The sequence below is a fragment of the Sphingomonas citricola genome (genome assembly GCF_019429535.1).
GTDB classification, from domain to species: domain Bacteria; phylum Pseudomonadota; class Alphaproteobacteria; order Sphingomonadales; family Sphingomonadaceae; genus Sphingomonas; species Sphingomonas citricola.
In genome coordinates, this window is the sequence record NZ_JAHXZM010000002.1 from 114,620 (window position 1) to 135,368 (window position 20,749).

Genomic DNA, 20,749 nt, shown 5'->3' on the forward strand with positions numbered 1-20,749 from the left:
CAGACCCGGGCAATCGGCTTACCAGTTCAATCCGGCGCGGACGTACAGGAACCGCCCGTTGAACCCGAAGGGCGAGTAATACGGGAAGCCGAGCGTGCCGGTCGAATTGTTCGCGACGCTCGTCGCACGCGGATAGACGTCGAACACGTTGCTGACCCCGAGCCCGATCTGCGCGCCGCGCGTGGCATTGTAGCGCAACTCGAGATCGGTGATCGCGCGGTCGCCGCTGTGGACGTCGCCCGCCGGCGTCGTACCCGGCTGGTTGACGTCGCCGTAATAGGTGACGCGTGCCAGCGCACCGATCTGGTCGAGCGACCAGTCGATCGTACCCGTCACCTTCTGCTGCGGCGTGCCGTCCTCCAGCGTCAGGATACGACTGCGCGCGAACAGCGTCGGCGCGGGGTTGAGCGTCGCGGTCGAGGTCGGGACGCGCGTGACCTTCACGTCGTTGATGTTGCCCGCGACCGTGAAGTCGAACGCGCCCGCGCCCGTCGTGCGCCAGCGGTAATGCGCGACCGCGTCGATCCCCTTGGTGGTGGAGGCGAGCCCGTTGATGAAGAAACGCGCGGCGGACACGCCGGTCCCGGTGCTCGCGAGGATCGCGGCGACCTGCGGGCTGCTCGCGGCGCTAATGTTTTCCGACAATCCGATCTGGTCGCGGATGTGGATGCGATAGGCATCGATCGTCAGGTCGAACCCGCCCGCGCGGATCACGGTGCCGAGCGACAGGTTGGTCGACTTCTCCGCTTGGAGCGGCAAGCCGCCGAGCGCGCGTCCCACCGGATCGACCGAGGGCAATGTGCCGGTCAGCACGGGAACGCCGTTGGTAACGACCGAGGCGACCTGCGTGAAATATTGCTGCTGCAGCGACGGCGCGCGGAAGCCCGTCGACGCGGTACCGCGCAGCGCGAACCAGTCGGCGAAGTCGTATCGGGCGGATAGCTTGCCGTTCACCGTACTGCCGAAATCGGAATAATCCTCCGCGCGGCCCGCGATGCCGAGCAACAGCTTGTCGGTCATCTGCGCCTCGACATCGGCGTAGACGCTGCCGCTGCGCCGGTTGCGCTTGAGCGCATTGCGCGGTGCGAAACCGCCGAAGCCCTGCGCGCCCGGTGCCGACCCGGCGACCGCGTCGGTCGTACCCGTCGGATAGCCGTAGGACGCCTGCTCGCCGGGGCTGATCTTATACCCCTCGCGCCGTCCCTCGATCCCGAAGGCGAGGTTGAGCGACTGAAACACGTCGAACTTGCGCGTCACGTCGAGCCCCGCGACATATTGATCGTAGGCGACCGATCCGTCGTCGAAATTGCGCGGGCTGGCCGAGCCAAAAGCGTAGTTGGTCGAGTTGAGCGTGCGGAAGTCGACCGTGTTGCGCCCATAGCTGACCGACAAGTCCAAATCGAACCCGCCGAACGTGCCGCGCAGGCCCAACGCCGAATTGATGTCCTTGGTCTTGGTATTGATCAGCGGCAGGAAGCCGTCGGGATAGCCTGCCAGTGCCAGCCGCTGACGGGTCAGCGTGTTGGCGGCGCTGTTCGCGGCCGGGTTGATCCGCGGGAATGCCGCGCTGCGCGTATCGCGGTCCTGGTAGCCGCCGAATGCGTAGAAGCTGAGATTGTCGGTGAGCGAGGTGCCCGCGTTGACGAACCCGGTGTACTGCTCGACCGCCGGGTCGCCGTAGCGACCGGTGACGCGCGCGGGTGACACGCGGGTGTCGAGGTCGGCGCGGTTGGTCGGGCGGCGGTTGGTGTATTCGCCGGTCACGGTGACGAAACCGTCGTCGCCGAAGGCGAACCCCTGCCACGCCGATGCGGTGACGGTGTGCTCACCGGTCACGTGGCGGCTGTTCTGCGCGGTGTCGACCTGGGTGTCGTAGAAGCCGTAATTGACCTGCGCGCCGCCTCCCGAGCGGGCCTCGCGCAGGCGCAGGTTGATGACGCCCGCGATCGCGTCCGACCCGTATTGCGCCGACGCGCCGTCGCGCAGCACCTCGATCCGGTCGAGCGCGAAGGTCGGCACCGTATTGAGGTCGACCGCCGCCGACCCGCGTCCGACGGTGCCGTTGGTGTTGAGGTTGGCCGAGGTGTGCCCGCGGATCCCGTTGATCAGCACCAGCGTCTGGTCGGGCGACAGCCCGCGCAGCGTCGCGGGGCGGATCGCATCGGTCGCGTCGTTCGCCGACGGGCGCGGGAAATCGATCGACGGCGCGATGGCGGCGAGTGCGGTGGCGACCTCGGTCGTCCCCTGGCGTTGCAGGCTCGCCGCACTCAGCACGTCGACCGGCGCGACGCTGTCCAGCCGCGTGCGCCCGGCAGTGCGCGTCCCCGTCACGATGATGTCGTTGCCCTCGTCCGCGGTCGTCGCGGCATCGGCCGTAGGGGCCGCCGCGGCGGGTTCGGGCGCGCCCGTCTGCTCCTGCGGCGTCGGCTGATCGGTGTTGGCCGGGGGGCCGGCCACCTGCGCGCGGGCGACGGGGGCGAGCAGCGCCAGTGCGGAAGCACCGGCGAGCGCGAGGGGGCGAAACGTCATGAGATGATCCCTGTTGGTCGGTGGCTTGGCCACGCATTATTGTTCGCACATCAAGCAGCGGCGCAGTCGCCGGTTCCGCTCGGCCCGTGCCCGGCCATCGTTGGCAAGAAAGAGTGGCTCGCCGGTCACACCGGCGAGCCCGAGGTTTCGCCTAGGGAGCATCCTGGCGAGTTGGTTGGCGGGGCGGCGGTTTCTAGTAACCGTTGCCCGGCAAAGTGGTGGCGGACGCGCCGTTCCCGGCCGCCAGCGCTGCATCGGCGCTCGTGTTGCCGAGGTCGGTCGCGCCGTCGTTGCCGAACGCGTCGGTCGACAGGTTCTCGCTGGAGAGCGCATCCTCGTCGTTCAGTACGACGTCGCTGCCCGCGCCCGTATTGGCCGCCTCGTCCGACTTTCCGCACGCGGCGGTGCCGAGCGCGAGCGACAGGGCGAGGGGTACGAATATCTTCTTCATGCTTCCTCCTGGTTGAACGTCATGATCCCGTCGGCTCCACTCCGCGGTGGACCGCCGCGCTGCGATGGAGCGCGCGGCCGAGCAGGGTGAAGAAACCGCGATTGGCCGCGTTCGCCGCGACGTCCCATTCGGGATGCCATTGCACCGCCAGCACCTCGGCCCCGCACGGTCGTGCGGCGATCGCCTCCACCACCGCGTCGCCCGCCGACCATGCCTCGATCGCCAGCCCGCCGCCCAGCCGGTCGATCGCCTGTTCGTGGACCGAATTGACCGATAGGCAGCGGCATCCCGTCTCGCGCGCCAACATGCCGTCCGCCGACAGCTCGACGTCGTGGTGGTGGTCGAACAGCTCGGCATAAGGCCGCGCGTCCCACCCGCCGCGCAGATGCTGGTCGCGGCACGGCTCGCGCGACAAGGTGCCGCCGAACAGCACGTTCAGCTCCTGCAAGCCGCGGCAGATGCCGAACACGGGTTTTCCGCGCTCGATCATCCGACCGGCGAGCATCAGCGCGACCTCGTCGCGGTCGTCATCGCGCGTGCCGCACCGGTCGTCGTCGGCGGCGGTTCCGCCGTAGCGGTGGACGGCGACGTTGGAGCGCGATCCGGTCAGCAGCAGCCCGTCGAGGTGATCGCTGAGGGCTGCGGCGTCGCTCGCTTCGGCGACCGCGGGGACGAGCATCACGCACGCGCCCGCGTGCTGCGCGAGCGGGGTCACGAACCGGCTGGCGACCGCCTGGATCGGACGCTGCGCGACCTCGTTGCAGCACAATACCCCGATCAGCGGCTTGCGCGGCGCGGCCATCATCAGCGTTCCGCCAGCCGTTCGCGGACCGCGTCGGCCGCGATCCTGCCGAGGACGCGTGCCTCCGGCTGCGAGACGATGCTGCCCGCGGGCACGTCGCTCAGCAGCCATACGTTGCCGCCGATCGTCGCTCCTCGACCGATCGTGACGCGCCCGAGGATCGTCGACCCGGCGTAAATCACCACGTCGTCCTCGACGATCGGGTGCCGCGCCAGCCGACCGCGAACACCGGGCGCGGCGTCACCCGCGGGCGTTCGCGCGCCGAGCGTGACGTGCTGATACAATCGCACGCGCGCGCCGATGATCGCGGTTTCGCCGATCACCACGCCGGTGCCGTGGTCGATGAAGAAGCTCGGCCCAATCGTCGCGCCGGGATGGATGTCGATGCCGGTACGCTCGTTGGCGAGCTCGGAGATGATCCGCGCGACAATCGGTACGCCGAGCTGAAACAATTGGTGCGCGACGCGGTGGTGCAGGCTAGCGATCGCGCCGGGATAGCACAGCAGGATCTCGTCCTCGCTGCGCGCCGCGGGATCGCCAAGAAACGCCGCGGCGACGTCGCTGTCGATCAGCGCGCGTATCTCGCCCAGCGTCGCCATGAACAGCCTGACGACGTGCGACGCCTGATCGGGATCGAACGTCGTACCGCGTGCTTCGCCCTCCCAGTAAGCGAGTTCGGCCGCGACCTCGCGCTCGAGTTCGGTGGCGAGCGCGATGAACTTGGCTGCGACAAAGGCATCTTCCCCGCGCGGGTCGCCGAGGAAGCCGCCCAGTCGGCGCGGAAACAAGGCGGCCGCGATCAGGTCCAACGCCGCCGCGACGTGGCGGCGCGACGGAAAGGCGCCCACCGGCTGGTGAACCGCGCGCTGCCGCGCCTGCTCGCGCACGACGCGCAGTGCAGCGACCGCACTGTCGATCACCGAGGTGCCGGTGGGCCCGGCGGGCGCGACGCCGCTCACGCCATCGGCCCGCGCGACGGGCGTTGCCGGCGCAGCAGGCGATCGCGTGTTTCAGATTGGCCGACAGGCATGGGTACGGTGATCTCCCTCCCCGCAACGATATCCTACTTGCCTGATGGGAGTTGCAACAATTGCTTGATCGGCGACAAGCCGGCCTTTCGAACGCGACGATCGACCATGACAACCGGTTCGGGGGCGGACGCTTGCGCTGACAAGTTCGCCTGTCAGCGGGCCAAGCGAAACTTCGCTCACCTCTGCGAATAGTGCGCTAGCTCGGCGATATGACCGATCTCGCTATCCTGTACGAACATCCGCAGTGGTTCGCGCCGTTGTTCGCCGCGCTCGACCGACGCGGTGTCGATTACCGTGCCATCCATGCCGACGGGCTTATCGTCGACCCCGCCGCGACCGAGCCGCCCGCGCGCGTGATCTTCAACCGGATCGCGATGTCGAGCTTCCTGCGCGCGCCCGAGCATCCGATCTTCTTCGCCTCGGCCGCGCTGGCGCAGTGGGAGGCGCAGGGGGCAAGGGTATTGAACGGCGCGCCTGCGCTGACGCTCGACGCGTCGAAGGCGCGGCAATTGGCGCTGATCGCACGGCGCGGGCTGTCGATCCCGGCGACGCGCGTCGTCCACCGCGCGGCCGACCTGGCGGCGGCGGCGGGCGAGTTGCGGTTCCCGATCGTGGTCAAGGCGAACATCGGCGGGTCGGGGGCGGGGATCGTGCGCTACGACGATCCGGGCGCGCTCGCCGCCGCGGTCGCCGCGGGGCAGGTGCCGGACAGCATCGATCGCGTCCTGCTGGTGCAGGAATATGTGCCCGCGCGTGGCGGCACGATCACGCGGATCGAGACGCTGGCGGGTCGTTTCCTCTACGCGTTGGAGGTCGACGGCGGCGGCAGCTTCGATTTGTGCCCGGCAGACGCGTGCGCGCTGCCCGGACGGCCGACGATCACGATGAAGGCGGTTCAACCCGACGCGGCGTTGATCGCGGGTGCGGTGGCGATCGTCGCGGCGGCGGGGATCGACGTCGGCGGGGTCGAGGTGCTGATCGACGACCGCGATGGGACGCCGCGCTTCTACGACGTCAACGCCTTGTCCAATTTCGTCGCCGACCCGCTCTCGGTGCTGGGATGGGACCCGCACGAGCGATTGGTCGACTGGCTCGAACAACGCATCGCGGAGGCGCGCGCATGAGGTACGGTTACTGGATGCCCGTCTTTGGCGGCTGGCTGCGCAACGTGCCCGACGAGGGGATGGAGGCGACGTGGGATTATGCCAAGCGGCTGGCGCAGTCATCCGAGCGCTGGGGCTATGATCTGACGCTGATCGCCGAGCTCAATCTCAACGACATCAAGGGCGTCGAGCAACCCGCACTCGATGCATGGTCGACCGCTGCGGCGATCGCCGCGGTGACCGAGCGGATCGAGCTGATGGTGGCGGTACGCCCCAACTTCCATCATCCGGCACTGTTCGCGAAAGCCGCGGCGAACATCGACCGGATCGCGCGCGGACGGCTGTCGCTCAACGTCGTATCGAGCTGGTGGGCCGACGAGGCACGTCAATACGGCCTGCAGTTTGATCAGCACGACGACCGCTACGCGCGCACGTCCGAGTGGCTGGACGTCGTCGGCGGCCTGTGGCGCGAGGACCGTTTCAGCTACGACGGTCGATTCTACACGACCGACAACGCGATCTGCGCGCCCAAGCCGTTCAGCCATCCGACGATCTACGCCGGTGGCGAAAGCGACGCGGCGAAGACGATGATCGCGACGCAGTGCGACGCCTATGTCATGCACGGCGACCCGGTGGCGGCGATCGCTCCCAAGATCGACGACATGCGCGCGCGCCGTACGCGGGCAGGAGGCGCGCCGATGACCTTCGGCATGGCCGCCTACGCGATCGTGCGCGACAGCGAGGCGGAGGCGAAGCGCGAGCTGGATCGCATCACCACCGTCACCGAACTGCCCGCGGGCTACGCCAATTTCGACCAGTGGCTGTCTGGCACGCAGCTCGAACGCGAGCTGAAGCTGCAGGAATATTCGGTGTCGAACCGCGGCCTGCGGCCAAATCTGGTCGGAACACCCGAGCAATTGCGCGAACGGATCGCCGAATATGAGGCTGCGGGGCTCGACCTGCTGCTGCTCCAGATGAGCCCGCAGGAAGAGGAGATGGAGCGGTTCGCGGCGCAGGTGATGAACGTGGAGACAGCGCAGGCGCCCGCGTGAGGGTGCCTCCTGCCGCGCGCATCCTGTCGGCGCTGATCGTCGGATTGGGGGCGGGTTATCTTGCCGGGCCACGCACCGTCGTCCTGCCGACGATGCAGGTGATCGGTGGGCTGTGGCTCGACGCGCTTCGGATGCCGATCGTCCCGCTCGTCTTCGCGTTGGTGGTCACCGGGCTGGGTAGCGGCGGCGACGCGGGGGCGACCGGGGGGCTCGCGCGGCGGGCGATCGGCGCATTCGTGATTTTCCTGTTCGGCTCGGCGCTGCTCGGGGTGGTGCTGGGCACTACGATGTTCAGGGGCTGGACGATCCCAGACGCGTCGGGGCTCCGCATCGGTGGCGAGAAGCTGCCGGCGCTGCCCCCGCTCGCCGATACGCTGCGCGCGTTGGTGCCGGTCAATCCGATCGCCTCCGCCGCGGCCGGGGCGATCGTGCCGATCGTCATCTTCGCGCTGCTGTTCGCGCTGGCGCTGCGCCGGATCGAGCCCGCGCGCGCCAAGGCGATGACGGGGTTCTTCCGAAACCTGCTCGACCCGCTGTTAGTGATCATCGGCTGGGTGTTGCTCGCCGCGCCGATCGGCGTGTTCGCGCTGTCGTTCGACGTCGCGGCGCGCAGCGGGTTCGCGGTCGGCGCGCTGCTGGCCTGGTACGTCGCGGCGCGGGTGATCGCGGGCGTGACGCTGCTGGGGGTGTTCCTGCTTCTCGTCGCACTCGCCTCGCGCACGCCGCTGCGCGCGTTCGTGCGCGCGGTGCTGCCCGCGCAATCGGTCGCGTTCAGTACGCAGTCCTCGCTCGCCTCGCTGCCCGCGATGCTGCAGGCGGTGCGGACATTGGCGCTGCCCGAGCAGGCGGCGGGCACGATCCTGCCGCTCGCGGTGGCATTGTTCCGCATCAGCGCGCCGTGCGCCATCACGCTCGTCACGCTGGCGCTCGCGCGATTGAACGGGATCGAGCTCGGTGCGGGGCAACTGGTTCTGGTGGCGATGCTGGCCGTGCTCAACAATCTGGTGATTGCGGGACTTCCCAATCAGATAAGCTTCTTCGCCGCCTATGCGCCGGTGGCGCTCGCGGTGGGCGTGCCGGTCGAGTTGCTGCCCCTGTTCCTCGCGGTCGACACGATCCCGGACATGTTCGCGACGGCGGCGAACGTGACCGCCGACGTCGCCGTGACCACGCTGCTGACGTCGCCGGCCGGCGACGAGGATGCGCCCGCGGTCTGAGGAGGCGATCAGCCTGCCGCTACAACGTGTTTCGTCGTTCCGGCGGTGGGGCAGGGGTCGTCGCGACGAGTGCGGACGTCGTTCCTATCGTGTCGCGGATCGCCACGTGATCGCGGCCGGCATGGTCGGCAGGTAGAGCACATCGCCCGACGGGCGTACGACGCGACCATCGACCGTGGCGATCCCCGGTGCGCCGTCGAGTGGCCAGCGGAGCGCGAAGCCTTTGGGCGGCGCGGCCTTCCCCGATACGCTCAGGTGCAGGCCTTGCTGATCGGCCCGCGCGACCAGGTTCAGTGTTCCCCAACGCGTCCCGAGCCCCTGGACGCGGACGCCCGGTCCGTGCAGCCACTCTGGTGTCAGGCCGGCTGCGAGCACCAGGCGATCGTTGCCGACATCCTCGAAGGCGAAGAGGTCGAGCGCGGAGCGGATGAAGTCGGATGCGACCCAGGCGTGGGGCATGTCGCCGATGAAGCGGACCTCGCGCGGGTCGTGCCCGACCACCTCGGCCCAGCCGTTCCACGCCGCCGGGCGACGGTCGGCCATATAGGCGTCGAGCAGGTCGTTCGCCCGGCGCGGTTCGCCCAGCCGCACCAGCGCGGACACGTTGCGTAGCTCGTAGGGCGTATAGTCGGCCCAGGCGGCGCCGGGCGCGCCGCGCGCCATCACGCGCTCGTACTGCCGCACGAAGGTGCGGCGCAGCAGTTGCGGATCAAGCCGGTCCTGCTGGCCGGCGGGGTCGAGCGCGATCGTCGTCGAGGTGGCGTCGAAATCACCCAGGCTCGTCGCACCGGGGATAAAGTCGATCTTCCAATATTTGACCGACGCGGTGATCGCGGCGTGAATGTCAGCCGCGAATTGATCGTGTTCGGCAACGATCTCCTTTGCCTCGGACTTGCCGAGAACGCGCGCGGCATCAGCGGCGTCGTTGTAGCCGGTGAGGGCCCAGAAGTTGTCCCACAAACTGTACTGCGGTTTGGCGGAATAGGCCTCGTGGCTGATCGAGGGTGGGAGGAGGCCGTAGCGCATCCGCGTGGCGGGGGTCAGGTTCACGGGCGTCCGCTCGGACCGGCGCTGCGCGTCCATGTAGCGGCGGGCGGCGTCGAGGCGTGGCCAGTCGCGCGCGAGCGCGACGCGGTCGCCGGTGTAGCGATAGAGCTGCGTGACGAGGTGGATATACTCGCCCTGGCTGTCGTTCTCGGGCACCGGATCGGGCCCACGCGCGTCGACGCAGCATGGCACCTTGCCGTTGTCGAACAGCTTCGTCCCGTACCAGTTGGCGAATTCGCGCACCGGCTGCGTCCGCCCGAGCCGCAGGAGCGTGTCCCCCATCATCGCGCCGTCGCGGATCCAGCTGCGGTCGTACGAGCGCGTGCCGGGTTTGAACGCAGCACCGTCGCGGCTCATCAACACGTGCGCGAGCGCGGTGCGGATCGTGTCGGCGATCGCCTGCTTGGCGGGGGGCACGCTGACCGAGACGCTGTTCAGCGCATCGCGCCAATAGGCCGCGGTGCCGGCGACCGCGGCGTCGAAACCGGCCACGCCCGCTGGCGCGAGGTCGCCGGTGCCGGGGGTGTTGTTGCCGAGCGGGTCGATGCCGAGCGGAACGTCGGCGCTGGCGCCGGGCGCGAGCGTCACCGTCCAGCGCATCGTCGCGCTGGCGAGCGCGGCGGGATCGGTGACGGCGGCCGAACCGGTCGAGGCGGCGGGCGTCGCCAGCGCGCCCTGATCGAACGGGCGCGCCGCGACCGCGTCGGGGCGGGTAAGCGGGATCACGTGCCGGGTGATCGACGGATCGCCCGCGATCGCGGGGGCGCTCGTCACCGACAGGCGGCGGCCGTCCCACGCGATCCGCTCGATCGGGCTGACGCCGCCCTGCTGGCTGAGGAACTGCGCGGGCGGATTGACCTGGAACGGCCGCACCGCGAGCGCGAGCGTCAGCGTGCGCGGGGCGGTGCCGGTGTTGGTCAGGCGGTAGCGCGCGAGCAGTCGCGGCGTCGCCTGATCCGCGACCAGCGCAGTGTCGAGCGTCCAGCCGTCGCCGACCCAGCCGACGTGCGGCAGCGGCAGGTAACCGTCCTCCAGCCGCTGCGTCGCGCGGACGTCGGCCCAGCCGATCGTGCGTGCGCCGTCGATCACGAACGGTTCGATCGAGAAGCCGCCCTTCGCGACCTCGATCGCACCATCCTCGCCGATCAGCCCCGACACCGCGCCGCCGTCGCTCGCGACCAGCGTCCAGTAGCTTTGTTCGGTGAACCCGCGCGGGTAGCGACCGCGCGGCATAGTTTTGGCGAGCGCGGCGATCGTCGCGTTCGGGGTGGCCGCCCAGTCGCGTAACATCACCGCGACCTCGGCGAGCGCGCCGCCGCGCTCCGCCGTGATCCGCAGGTAGCGGACCTCGCTGCCGGGGAGCGGCAGCGGATCGTCGCCGCCGTCGCCCTGATCGACGACGCGGATCGTCTGCCAGCGGCGGCGGTCGTCAGACGCCTCGATCCGGTAGCGGGGCGCGAAGCGCGATCCCCAGTGGAGCGTCAGCCCGCCGATCTCACGCGGCTGGCCGAAGTCGATCACCAGCGGGTGGGAAAGGTCGGCGGCGGTGTCGCGGCGTCCGTCGAGCGCGCGCGGGTCGCTGGCGACGGGATCGCGCAGCGGGGCGGGCGGGGCGAGCGGCTGGAGCCGCAGGTCGTCGACCTCGACATAGCCCGCGCCGCCGTCGCGCCCGCGCACCACGACGATCTCAACCGCCGCGGTCGCGCGCAGCGTCTTGTCGGCTGTCGGGCCCCAGGCGAAGGCGATGTCGCGCGGGCGGATGGTGAGCGTCTGCCACTCGGACGTCAGGCGGCGATTGGGATAGGGTGCCCACCAGACGTTGTCGCCGCTCGCGTCGGTGAACTTCAGCTGGAGGTCGTTGACGCTGCCCGAGCCGCGGACGCGCAGCGTGAGCACGAAATTGGCGGGCCAATTGATCGGCAGCGGACGCCGCACGAACGCGTAGCCCGCGACCCGCGCGAAGTCGTAATTGAGCCGCAGCGCGCCGTCGTTGACGGACACGCGCGACGAAACCCCGTCCGATGCCGACGCCTGCCACGCGGCCACGGTGTCGAACGTGTCGAGCGCCCGGACCGGTGTCGCCCCGGCGAGCGCCAGCGCGAGTGCGATCACGCCAGCCATCCCCCGGTGAAGCCCGCGCGTTCCAGCCCGCGGCGGATGTGCGGATTGCGGCGCAGCGTCTGCCACACGAGCCCGCTGCGCTGGTTCTCGATCCCGATCAGGATCGGTCCCTGATCGATCCCGAGATAGTCGCCGTCGACCCAGCCGATGCCGGGTACGACGCGGCCGTGCTTGAGCGGCGCCGCCGCGTCGGTCAGCGTCGGGTTGAACGAATCGAGGAAGCCGTAGCGGGCGTAGATGCCGCGGCCATAGCGCGCGTGCATCGCGCCGATCGCGCGGGCGGCGAGGTCCGGCTCGAACGCGATCGAGGCGGCGGCGGCGGTGGGCGCGACCGTGCCGTCGTCGCGGTCGCCCGGACCGCGCGCGGAATAGCTGAAGAATTCGCGCCGGCGCCCGCTGATGTCGCGGGTAAAGTCGCCCGGCCCGTCGCACGCGGTCAGGCCCCATATGTCGGGGCCGTAGCCCGCCCAGCCGCCCGGATTGGCGATCGCGTAGGCGCGTTGCGCGCGCACCGCGCGGCGGCTGTTCTCGAAATAATCGCTCCCGCGCCGCGCCATATAGGCGTCCTGTATGCCGCGGAAGTCGATGAAGCAGTGGCTGTACTGGTGGATGAACAGCGGCGGGAATTGCAGGTGCGCCTCGCCGCCGTACTTGTTGCCCCATTGCGCGTCGAACCGGTCGGTCCACGCGGTCCACGTCTCCGCCGGCAGCGCATGCGTCGGCGAACCGAGCGCGAGCACGTAGAGCAGCAGCCCTTCGTTGTAGATGTTCCAGTCGCTGGCGATGAAGCCGCTCTCAGGATGCCAGCCCATCGACAGGAAGGGCTGGCGCGGCGTGATCCACGTCCACTCGACCGCGCGATAGAGCTGTTCGGCGAGGCGGCGGATTTCCGCCTCCGCCGCATCCTCGCGATCGAACCAGCTCTGTGCGAACAGCACGCCGCCCATCAGGAGCGCGGTGTCGATCGTGCTGAGCTCGGTGCGGCCGAAGCGGTGGCCGTTCGCCATGTCGAGGAAATGGTAGAACAGGCCGTGGTGCCTGGCGGTGCCGCTCGCCGCCGGGCCCTGCGGCGCGGTTGCGAAGAAACGCAGCGTGGCGAGCGTGCGGTCGCGTGCCTGGGCGCGCGTGATCCAGCCGTTCGCGACGCCGATCGGGTAGGCGGTCAGTGCGAAGCCGACCGCGGCGATCGATGCGAAGGAGGGGGTCGGCCAGCGATCGGGGGCGAGCCCGGTCGCGGGATCGGTCGTGTCCCAGAAATAGCGAAACGTCCGCTGCTGCAGGTCGCGCACCAGCACGTCGGCGCGCGCACCGTCGCTGCGCGCGGGCGTCGCGCATCCGTCCAGTAGTCCGGCGCCGATGGCGGCGAGGCCGACCGTGCCCGCGCCGAGCACCTGCCTGCGATCGATCATGATGGTTCCAGTCCGGGCAAGGGGCGCGGGGCAGGCGATCCGTCGCCGCCCCGCGCCGGCATCAGAAGGAGAAGCCCGCCGACAGCTTCACCGTGCGCGGCGGGTTGCCGCCGACCGAGTAGCCGACCTGCTGACGGAAGGTCGCACTGTTCGGGTTGTTGTCGAAATCGACGTAGTTGCGGTCGTTCATCACGTTGATGACGTCCAGCCGCAGCCGCACGCGCGCCTGGTCGTTGACGAAGCCGAACGGGATGTACTTCGTCACCGCGAGGTCGAGCTGGCGGCGGCCCCACAGGTCGCCGTTGCCGAGCGTCGTGCTTCCGATGATCACGCGCTGGAACGGCTGCGACTGGTCGAGGAACGCCTTCTGATAGGCGGGCGACTCGATCTGGAACTTGCCCGACAGCGTGACGCCGATCGGCAGGTCGACGCTGCCCGCGGTGACGAAGCGGTGACGCGGCACGCCCGAGGACCGCAGCGTCGGATAATCGTCGAGCGATTCGTAATCGAGCGAATAAACCTCGCCGAACTGCCGGTTCTCCTCCGCCTGCGTGTAGGTGTAGGTCGCGTCGATGCTCCACGGCGAGGCGGCGGTGTAGGGCTTGGTCAGCTTGAAATAAGCCGCGTCCGAATTGGTCTTGAGCCCGTTGGTGCCCAGGATCAGGTTGCCGTAGCCGTTGGGGGTGAAGCTCCACGGGTTCTGCGGCACGTCGGTCGCGCTCGCGGGATCGTTGAAGAAGAACGAGCCGTCGGGGCGGCGGTTGCCGAGCAGGAAGGCGAAGCCGTCGCGGCTCTTGATGTGGGTGTAACCGATTTCAAGCTCGAGTGCGGCGAAGCGTCCGCGCAGGCCGAGGCTGAACTGATCCGAATAAGGCACCTTCAGATCGTTGTTCATGAAGATCAGCTCGCGACCGCCGCCGACCGCGGTGTTCAGCAGCGACTGGCGCCCCTCCGCGGTCAGATAGGCGGGGTTCCACTGGATGCAGGTCGTGGGATTGGCGCCCGCATCGCACGGATTGAGTGAATCGTTGCCGATGAAGTTGAACGTCCGCGTCTGGAACGCGCCCTGGCTCAGCTCCTGCTGGAGGAAGTCGAACTGGTTGCGGTCGTAGGAACGGCCGTAGCCACCGAACATCGAGAAGCGCCCAGCCTCGTCGAAGCGGTAGGTGAAACCGATCCGCGGCTGGAACGCGCCGGTGAACGCCTTCCGCTCGCGCCCGGTCGAGATGTAGTCGTTGATCGAATAATTGGCGCCGGCGAGGTTCGGGTAGTTGGTCGCCGACACCGCGTTCACGATCTCCGCCGGGGTGACGTAATCGAGGTAGCTCGGCGTACGCTCGTAATCCCAGCGCAGCCCGAGGTTGAGCGTCAGCCGGTCGGTCACGTCCCAGTCGTCCTGCGCGTAAAGCCCGAGCTGGAAGTTGTTCGACTGGATCAGCGCGTCGCCCGACGCGCCGACCGCGCCGAATTGCAGGCGGTAGGGCTGGGTATCGTTGAAGCCGGTCTGGCTAAACGCGTTGACGTCATAGGTGAACAGCGGGTTGGTGAGGTTCTGCTGGAGCGAGCGCAGCTTCACGAACTTGGTCTTGAACCCGACCTTGATCGTGTGGCCCTCGAACCCGGTCCAGGTGAAATCGTCCTGGACGGTCCAGCCCTTCTGGCCCTTATTCTGGAAATTGGTGCCCGCGCCGAACTGGAGCAGGTCGGTGCGCACCGTCGATACGCTGCCGTCCGCGGCGACCGAGCGCTGCGTCGCCTGGAACAGCGTCGCATTGCCGTTGACCGCGGGCTGCGGGCTCCACGACGCATCCTCGTAGCTGACGCGCGCGTCGTTGATCCACTTGTCGGCGGTGTGCTGCCAGCGCAGCAGCCCGCGCTTGTCCTGCACCTTGTTGAGCGTCGCGCCCGACGGCGCGAGCGTGCCGGTGCCGTTCTGCAACCCACTCTCGTCGCGGTACTTGCCCGACAGTTCGATCAGGTCGGCATCGGTCGGCACGATGTCGATTTTCCCGAAATACAGGTCTTCCTTGAAGCTGTTCGAGAAGGTGCCGAAATTGTTTTGGTACTGCGACGGCAGCAGCGTGGTCGACAGCCCGTTGTTGGGGCGGACGTCATATGGGTTGTCGAGCCGCTTGCCCTCGTAGCTCGCGAAGAAGTGCATCTTGTCCTTGATGATCGGCCCGCCGAGCGCGCCGCCGAACTGCTTCTGCGTGGTCTGCACCTTGTCGATCGTGGTCGGGAAGATCTCGCTCGGGCGGCGATCGCGCAGGCTCTGGTCGGTATAGTCGAAGAAGCCCTCACCGTGAAATTCGTTGGTGCCCGACTTGGTGATCGCGGTGATCGCGACCGAGCTGACCTGGTCGAACTCCGCCTTGTAATTCGACGACAGCACCTGATACTCACCGATCGCGAGCTGCGGGAACGGATTGCCCTGCGAGCTGTCCTGGCCGGTGATGCCGCTTTTCAGCACGTAATCCTTCTGACTGACGCCGTCGATGAACACGTTGACGGTGCGGCTGTCCTGCGCGCCGCCCTGGATGCGCGAATTGCCGCTCGAATCCTCGAGGAAGCGGACGCCGGGCGCCAGGTCAGCGAAGGCGAGGAAGTTGCGGTTGTTCTGCGGCAATTGCTCGATCAGCCGCGGGGTGATGTTGATGCCGACCTGTCCGCCCGAGAGCGAACGGATGCGGCTGCCCGTCACGATGATGTCGCCGTCGCCCGCTGTCTCCGCGCCGGTCGAGGGCGTGCCCGCGGGCTCGGTCCCGGTCGCGCCGCCTGCCTTGGGCTCGGTTGTCGTGGCGGGTGCGGCGGGGGCAGTGCTCAGGTCGAGGTCGAGCCCCGCGGTCTGGCCGACGCGCAGGGTGAACGTGTCCGAGTTGCGGACGCCGGTCTTCTGCCGGATCTCCAACCGGTAGGTGCCCGCGCGCAGCGACGCGAAATTGTAACTGCCGTCGGGTCCGGCCGGCACGCTGCGGCGGATGCCGGTCGCGACCTCGACCGCGGTCACCTCCACCACCGGATTGTCGGCGGGCGCGGTGATGGTGCCGCGCAAGGACGCCTGACCCACCTGTGCGCTCACGGATGCGGGCGCGAGCATCGCGCCGCCCGCGAGGGCGGTCGCCGCCGCGAAGGCGGCGCGCAACATCGTCTTGTTCATGCTTCTTCCCTGTCTGCCCGGTCGGCCGGGGTCGTTGTGCTGGAGTTGGAACGGGTGGATTGCCGCACGACGAGGACGGGCCTGCGCTGTTCGAGCGCGGCGTCGTCGTTGCCAGCGATGACCTGGGCGAGCCGCGCGACCGCGCTGCCGCCGAAATCGGCGATGTCGATGCTGGCGGTGGTGAGCGACGGCGAGATCAACTGCGCGAGCGGGATGTCGTCGAACCCCGCGATCGCGACCTGCTCAGGCACCGGGACGCCATCTCCGCGCAGCCGCATCATCGCGCCGATCGCCATCATGTCGTTGGCCGCGAAGATCGCGTCGACGCCGTCACCGTCGCGCAGCAATTGCTCGGCAGCACGCGCGCCCGACCCTTGCGTGAAGTCGCCGCGGATGACGCGCAGCGGGAGAGCGGCGCGCGCGCAGGCGGCGCGCGCACCCGCCAGCCGTTCCTCCGCGTCGACGTTGCCCTCGGGCCCGGTGACGTGGACGAGCGCGCGCCGCCCGCTCGCGATCAGATGTTCGACCAGCGCCTGCGCGCCCGCGTGATTGTCGAGCCGCAGCCGCGCGCGGCCGGGCGCCGCACCCGACCCGTTCAGCAGCACGACCGGCATCCCCGCGGGCAGATGCGCGAGCAATTCGCCGGCAGGGACGTGGGGGGCCATCACGACCAGCCCGTCGACGCGCCCGCGCATCGTCTGTAGCGCGGTGACACCCCGCGCGGCTTCGCCGTGCATCACCATCAGCATCAGGTGGAGGCCGCGCACCGACGCCTCATTGTCCATGCCGCGTAGCAGCTCGGAATAGAATTCGCCGTGGAGGTCGGGCAGGACGACGCCGATCGTCCCCGACCGCGACAGGCTCAGGTGCCGTGCGCCGGCGTGGGGGACATAGCCGAGTTGCGCGGCCACGTCCTCGATCTGCCGGCGCAGTTCGGGGCGGATCGTCGCCAGACCGTTCAGCGCGCGCGACACCGACGCGACCGATACGCCGGCAGCGCGCGCCACGTCGCGGATCGTCGCATTGGATTTCGGCGCCTCAGCCAAATCGCGTCCCCTCCCGTCACGAGAGGCTGATCCGCCTTTCGCTTGATGTAACCGGTTACATCGCGCACAAGCGCTTTTCAATAACCTTGTTTATGTGGCCATAACCGGCATGAGCCGGCCTCGGTGCGAGGGGGAGAGACGATGACGAAGACGGTTTCGCGGCGCGCGATGTTGATGGGCGCAGGCGCGGCTGCGGCCTGGGCGGTAAGCCCGGCGCGGGCATTGATGGCACAGACGCGCGGGGCCGCGCTGCCGGCCCCGGTCGAGGCATTGCTGGCGCAGATGACCGTGGAGGAGAAGGCGGGGCAGTTGACGCTGATGGCGGCGGCCTGGGCCGGCGGGGCGGCGACCGCGCTCAACCCCGCGGGCGCGGCGTCGAGTTTCGACGAGCAGTTGGCGCAGGTGCGCGCGGGGCGGCTGGGCGGCGTCTTTAACGGCAACGGCGCGGTGATGGCGAAGCGGATGCAGACCGTCGCGATGCGCGACGCGCGGGTGAAGATTCCGCTGATCTTCGCCGCCGACGTGATCCACGGGCTTCGCACCGTGTTCCCCGTGCCGCTGGCGGAAGCCGCGAGCTTCGATCCCGATCTGGCGCGCCGCACCGCGCGCGCGGCGGGAATGGAGGCGGCTGCGTCGGGGATCGACTGGACGTTCGCCCCGATGGTCGACGTCGCGCGCGACGCGCGCTGGGGCAGGGGGGTCGAGGGCGCGGGCGAGGACGTATTGCTCGGCCGCATGATGGCGGAGGCGCGCGTGCGTGGGTTCCAGGGGACGCGCGGGCTCGCCGCCCCCGACGCGGTCGCCGCGTGCGCCAAGCATTTCGCAGCCTATGGCGCGGGGGAAGCGGGGCTCGACTACAACAGCGTCGACGTGTCCGAGCGAACGCTGCGCGAGGTGTATTTCCCGCCGTTCCAGGCCGCCTTTGCCGCGGGGGCGCCGACCGCGATGGCGTCGTTCAACGAGATCGCGGGCATTCCCGCGACCGCCAATTCATGGCTGCTGACCGACGTGCTGCGGCGCGAATGGGGCTTCGACGGGCTGGTCGTGTCGGATTACACCGGCGACGAGGAACTGATCGCGCACGGTTTCGCCGCCGACGCGCGTGAGGCGACGCGGCTCGCGTTCATGGCGGGCGTCGACATGAGCATGCAGAGCGCGTTCTACATAACGCATCTGCCCGATCTGGTCGCCAAGGGCGAGGTGCCGATGGCGCGGCTGGACGAGGCGGTGCGCCGCGTGCTGGCGCTGAAGGCTCAGCTCGGCCTGTTCGACGACCCGTTCCGCCGCATCGACCCCCGCCGCGAAAAGACGCGCGTGCGGATGCCCGCGACGCTCGCGCTCGCGCAGGAGGCTGGCGCGCGCTCGGTCGTGATGCTCAAGAACGACGGTGTGTTGCCGCTGCCGACCGGGGGCAGGAAGATCGCGCTGATCGGACCGTTCGCGGGCGGGCGGCACGATCTGATCGGGCCGTGGAACGTCTATGGCACCGATGCCGAGGCGATCGATCTCGAGGCGGGGGTCCGCGCGGCTGTCGGCGATGCCGCGTCGATCAGCGTGACCGCGGGAAGCGGCGTCGACGACGCGTTGCCGGGCGGGATCGACGCCGCGGTCGCCGCGGCGCGCGCCGCCGACGTCGTCGTGCTCGCGATCGGCGAAAGCCAGCGCATGTCGGGCGAGGCGCAGTCGCGCGCCGACGTGGTGGTGCCGCCCGCGCAGATGGCGCTCACCGAGGCGGTCGCGGCGACCGGGAAGCCCGTTGTCGTGCTGCTGCGCACCGGGCGCGCGCTGGCCCTGACCGGCCCGGTGCTGGGAGCGTCGGCGATCCTCGTCACCTGGTTCCTCGGGTCGCGCGACGGTGCGGCGATCGCGGACGTGCTGTTCGGGCGCGTCTCGCCCTCGGCGCGGTTGCCGGTGTCGTTCCCGCACGCAACGGGGCAGGAGCCGTATCATTACGACCACAAGAGCACCGGCCGCCCCAATCCGCCGGGGCCGCTCGCCGAATACAAGGCGCATTACCGCGAATATGCGAACGAGGCGCTGTTCCCGTTCGGGCATGGGCTGACCTACGGCGCGATCGAATATTCGGCGCTCGAGCTCGGATCGGCGCGGATGGGGGCGGAGGCGCCGCTCGGCGTGGCGGCGACGATCCGCAACACCGGAACCCGCGCGGCAACGGAGGTGGTGCAGCTCTACGTCCACGACGTCGCCGCCAGCATCACGCGGCCGGTGCGCGAGCTGAAGGCGTTCGAGCGCGTGACGCTCGCCCCCGGCGAGGCGAAGGTGGTGCGTTTCACGCTGCGCCGCGACGACCTGCTGTTCGTCGGGCAGCGGATGCAGCGCGTGGTCGAGCCGGGCGCGTTCCGGCTGTGGATCGCGCCGTCGGCTCAGGCGGAGGGCGTGTCGGGGACGTTCACGCTCGCCTGACGCGGGGCGGGGTGGCGGCGCAGCGGGATGGCGATCACTGCCGCCAGCATCGCCGCGACCAGCAGCGCTGGGCCGGCGAGCATCAGCCAGCGGATTGCGGCCACCGCGGTGTCGCGCTGCGGTGCGCCGCTGCGAAACCCGGCAAACTGATACACCGCGCCGATCGCGAAGCCCGCCGCGGCGAGCGCGACCTTCTGCACCAGCGCGAAGGTCCCGAACGCGAGCGACTCGACCCGCTCGCCGCTGCGCGCCGCGCCCCAGTCGACCGCGTCGGGCAGGAGCGTCCATGCCGCGAGCCAAACGCCCGCGAACGCCGCCTGCATCGAGAGGAGGAAGACGGCGGTCGAGACGCTGGTCGTACCCCAGGCGGCGAGGATCAGAGGTAGGGCCAGCGCCACCACCGCCGCGCTCGCCCAGGCGACACGCGCACCGCGCGCGCGAGCGAGTGCGGTCCACGCCGGCACCGCGGCGAGGCTGACCAGCGCCATGCCCGCCAGCGCGCGCGGACCACTCGCCGCGTCGTTCAGCACGTAGCGGAAGAAATACAGCACCGACTGGCTCGTCAGCGCCGCGGCGGCACCGCCGAGCGCGACCGCTGCATTCACCATCACGAAGGCGCGGTTGCGCGCGAGCAGACCGAGCGCGCGTCCGATCGGAACGGGCGGGCGCGTCCGCGTCGGTGGCAGGCGTTCGGGCACGCGCCAGGCGATGACGAGCAGCAGGGGCGTCGCGAGCAGGGCGAGCAGCGCTGCGGCGCGCGCGTAGCTGCCGAGCGTGCCGACCAGCAGCGGCAGCGACCAGGCGACGATCACGCCCGCCGCCGCGCCGAATGCCATCCGCCAGCCCGCGATCGTCGCACGCGCGCGGCTCGATGCGGTCAGCCGCGTCGTCCAGGCGGCGTAGGGGACGTTGGTAAAGGCGTAGAGCGTGCGGAACGTGACCTGCGTCGCCAGCGCCGCGAGCGCGGCGCCCGCCTGCACCGCGAACATCGCGGCGAAGCCGAGCCCGAGCGGCAGCGCGCCCCAGCCGACCAGCCGGCGGTAGGGCGTCCGCGTCCGTTCGGCGACCGCGCCCGCGCAGAAATCCGCCGCGCCGTCCCAGATCGTGCCGATCATGAAGATCGTGCCTGCGACCGCGGGGGCAAGATGCAGCGCATCGATGTAGAAGAACAGCAGGTAGAGGCTGATCACCTGCCAGTAGAGATTGAACGCGAAATCCCCCGCGCCGAACAGCACCAGGATGCGGCCGTCGGGCTGTTTCTCACCGGTCACTGAGTGCGCGCCGCCTTCTCACATGGGCCCCGCGACGGGCCAGCCCGGCCCCGTCCCCGTCCCCGTGGCAGTCGAGGTGCCGACCGGAA

13 protein-coding genes are annotated in these 20,749 nt (G+C 69.6%); 4 read left to right on the top strand and 9 right to left on the bottom strand.

Annotated features, from left to right (window positions below; translation table 11 throughout):
- Positions 1 to 18 precede the first annotated feature (18 nt).
- The 4 genes from KZ810_RS04455 to epsC all read right to left on the bottom strand — a co-directional run bounded on the left by KZ810_RS04455 (position 19) and on the right by epsC (position 4,741).
- Positions 19 to 2,529: a TonB-dependent receptor plug domain-containing protein gene (locus tag KZ810_RS04455; protein WP_219767819.1), complete on the bottom strand. Its 2,511-nt coding sequence runs from the start codon at positions 2,527 to 2,529 to the stop codon at positions 19 to 21.
- Between the two features lie 193 nt (positions 2,530 to 2,722).
- Entirely contained in the window at positions 2,723 to 2,980 is a 258-nt protein-coding gene (locus KZ810_RS04460; RefSeq protein ID WP_219767820.1) for a hypothetical protein, read from the bottom strand.
- Positions 2,981 to 2,999: 19 nt separating this feature from the next.
- The gene (locus KZ810_RS04465; protein WP_219767821.1) at positions 3,000 to 3,782 is read right to left on the bottom strand and encodes a gamma-glutamyl-gamma-aminobutyrate hydrolase family protein; all 783 of its coding nucleotides are present in this window, start codon (positions 3,780 to 3,782) and stop codon (positions 3,000 to 3,002) included.
- Positions 3,783 to 3,784: 2 nt separating this feature from the next.
- A complete protein-coding gene (gene epsC, locus KZ810_RS04470) occupies positions 3,785 to 4,741 on the bottom strand; it encodes a serine O-acetyltransferase EpsC (RefSeq protein ID WP_219767822.1) in 957 nt (318 codons plus the stop codon).
- 281 nt (positions 4,742 to 5,022) lie between these two features.
- Between epsC and KZ810_RS04475 the strand changes: the two genes are divergently transcribed.
- From KZ810_RS04475 to KZ810_RS04485, 3 genes are read left to right on the top strand one after another with little or no spacing between them, the layout of a single operon-like run.
- Positions 5,023 to 5,937 (top strand): ATP-grasp domain-containing protein, encoded by a 915-nt coding sequence (locus KZ810_RS04475; RefSeq protein ID WP_219767823.1) that lies wholly within the window; start codon positions 5,023 to 5,025, stop codon positions 5,935 to 5,937.
- On the top strand, positions 5,934 to 6,968 hold the full coding sequence (locus KZ810_RS04480; protein WP_219767824.1) for an LLM class flavin-dependent oxidoreductase: 1,035 nt from the start codon (positions 5,934 to 5,936) through the stop codon (positions 6,966 to 6,968). The genes KZ810_RS04475 and KZ810_RS04480 overlap by 4 nt, the downstream gene beginning before the upstream one ends.
- Positions 6,965 to 8,185: a dicarboxylate/amino acid:cation symporter gene (locus KZ810_RS04485; protein ID WP_219767825.1), complete on the top strand. Its 1,221-nt coding sequence runs from the start codon at positions 6,965 to 6,967 to the stop codon at positions 8,183 to 8,185. The genes KZ810_RS04480 and KZ810_RS04485 overlap by 4 nt, the downstream gene beginning before the upstream one ends.
- A gap of 84 nt (positions 8,186 to 8,269) precedes the next feature.
- Here the strand turns inward: KZ810_RS04485 and KZ810_RS04490 are convergent, their stop codons facing one another.
- From KZ810_RS04490 to KZ810_RS04505, 4 genes are all read right to left on the bottom strand, one after another.
- A complete protein-coding gene (locus tag KZ810_RS04490) occupies positions 8,270 to 11,353 on the bottom strand; it encodes a discoidin domain-containing protein (protein WP_219767826.1) in 3,084 nt (1,027 codons plus the stop codon).
- Positions 11,341 to 12,762 (bottom strand): glucoamylase family protein, encoded by a 1,422-nt coding sequence (locus KZ810_RS04495; protein ID WP_219767827.1) that lies wholly within the window; start codon positions 12,760 to 12,762, stop codon positions 11,341 to 11,343. The genes KZ810_RS04490 and KZ810_RS04495 overlap by 13 nt, the downstream gene beginning before the upstream one ends.
- A gap of 61 nt (positions 12,763 to 12,823) precedes the next feature.
- Positions 12,824 to 15,919 carry a TonB-dependent receptor domain-containing protein gene (locus KZ810_RS04500; RefSeq protein WP_258044437.1) on the bottom strand — a complete coding sequence of 1,032 codons (3,096 nt, stop codon included), beginning with the start codon at positions 15,917 to 15,919 and terminating at the stop codon, positions 12,824 to 12,826.
- Positions 15,916 to 16,965, bottom strand: coding sequence for a LacI family DNA-binding transcriptional regulator (locus tag KZ810_RS04505; protein WP_219767828.1), 1,050 nt, complete (start codon positions 16,963 to 16,965; stop codon positions 15,916 to 15,918). The genes KZ810_RS04500 and KZ810_RS04505 overlap by 4 nt, the downstream gene beginning before the upstream one ends.
- 141 nt (positions 16,966 to 17,106) lie before the next feature.
- Here KZ810_RS04505 and KZ810_RS04510 point away from each other — a divergent pair, with 141 nt between their 5' ends.
- Positions 17,107 to 19,389 (top strand): glycoside hydrolase family 3 N-terminal domain-containing protein, encoded by a 2,283-nt coding sequence (locus KZ810_RS04510; protein ID WP_219767829.1) that lies wholly within the window; start codon positions 17,107 to 17,109, stop codon positions 19,387 to 19,389.
- Here the strand turns inward: KZ810_RS04510 and KZ810_RS04515 are convergent.
- The gene (locus KZ810_RS04515; protein WP_219767830.1) at positions 19,350 to 20,660 is read right to left on the bottom strand and encodes an MFS transporter; all 1,311 of its coding nucleotides are present in this window, start codon (positions 20,658 to 20,660) and stop codon (positions 19,350 to 19,352) included. The genes KZ810_RS04510 and KZ810_RS04515 overlap by 40 nt on opposite strands.
- Positions 20,661 to 20,749 lie beyond the last annotated feature (89 nt).

Coding starts and splice junctions, on each gene's coding strand:
- KZ810_RS04510 (WP_219767829.1), top strand. CDS start 17,107: ATGACGAAGACGGTTTCGCGGCGCGCGATGTTGATGGGCGCAGGCGCG.
- KZ810_RS04480 (WP_219767824.1), top strand. CDS start 5,934: ATGAGGTACGGTTACTGGATGCCCGTCTTTGGCGGCTGGCTGCGCAAC.
- KZ810_RS04490 (WP_219767826.1), bottom strand. CDS start 11,353: ATGGCTGGCGTGATCGCACTCGCGCTGGCGCTCGCCGGGGCGACACCG.
- KZ810_RS04500 (WP_258044437.1), bottom strand. CDS start 15,919: ATGAACAAGACGATGTTGCGCGCCGCCTTCGCGGCGGCGACCGCCCTC.
- KZ810_RS04475 (WP_219767823.1), top strand. CDS start 5,023: ATGACCGATCTCGCTATCCTGTACGAACATCCGCAGTGGTTCGCGCCG.
- KZ810_RS04495 (WP_219767827.1), bottom strand. CDS start 12,762: ATGATCGATCGCAGGCAGGTGCTCGGCGCGGGCACGGTCGGCCTCGCC.
- KZ810_RS04460 (WP_219767820.1), bottom strand. CDS start 2,980: ATGAAGAAGATATTCGTACCCCTCGCCCTGTCGCTCGCGCTCGGCACC.
- KZ810_RS04465 (WP_219767821.1), bottom strand. CDS start 3,782: ATGGCCGCGCCGCGCAAGCCGCTGATCGGGGTATTGTGCTGCAACGAG.
- KZ810_RS04455 (WP_219767819.1), bottom strand. CDS start 2,529: ATGACGTTTCGCCCCCTCGCGCTCGCCGGTGCTTCCGCACTGGCGCTG.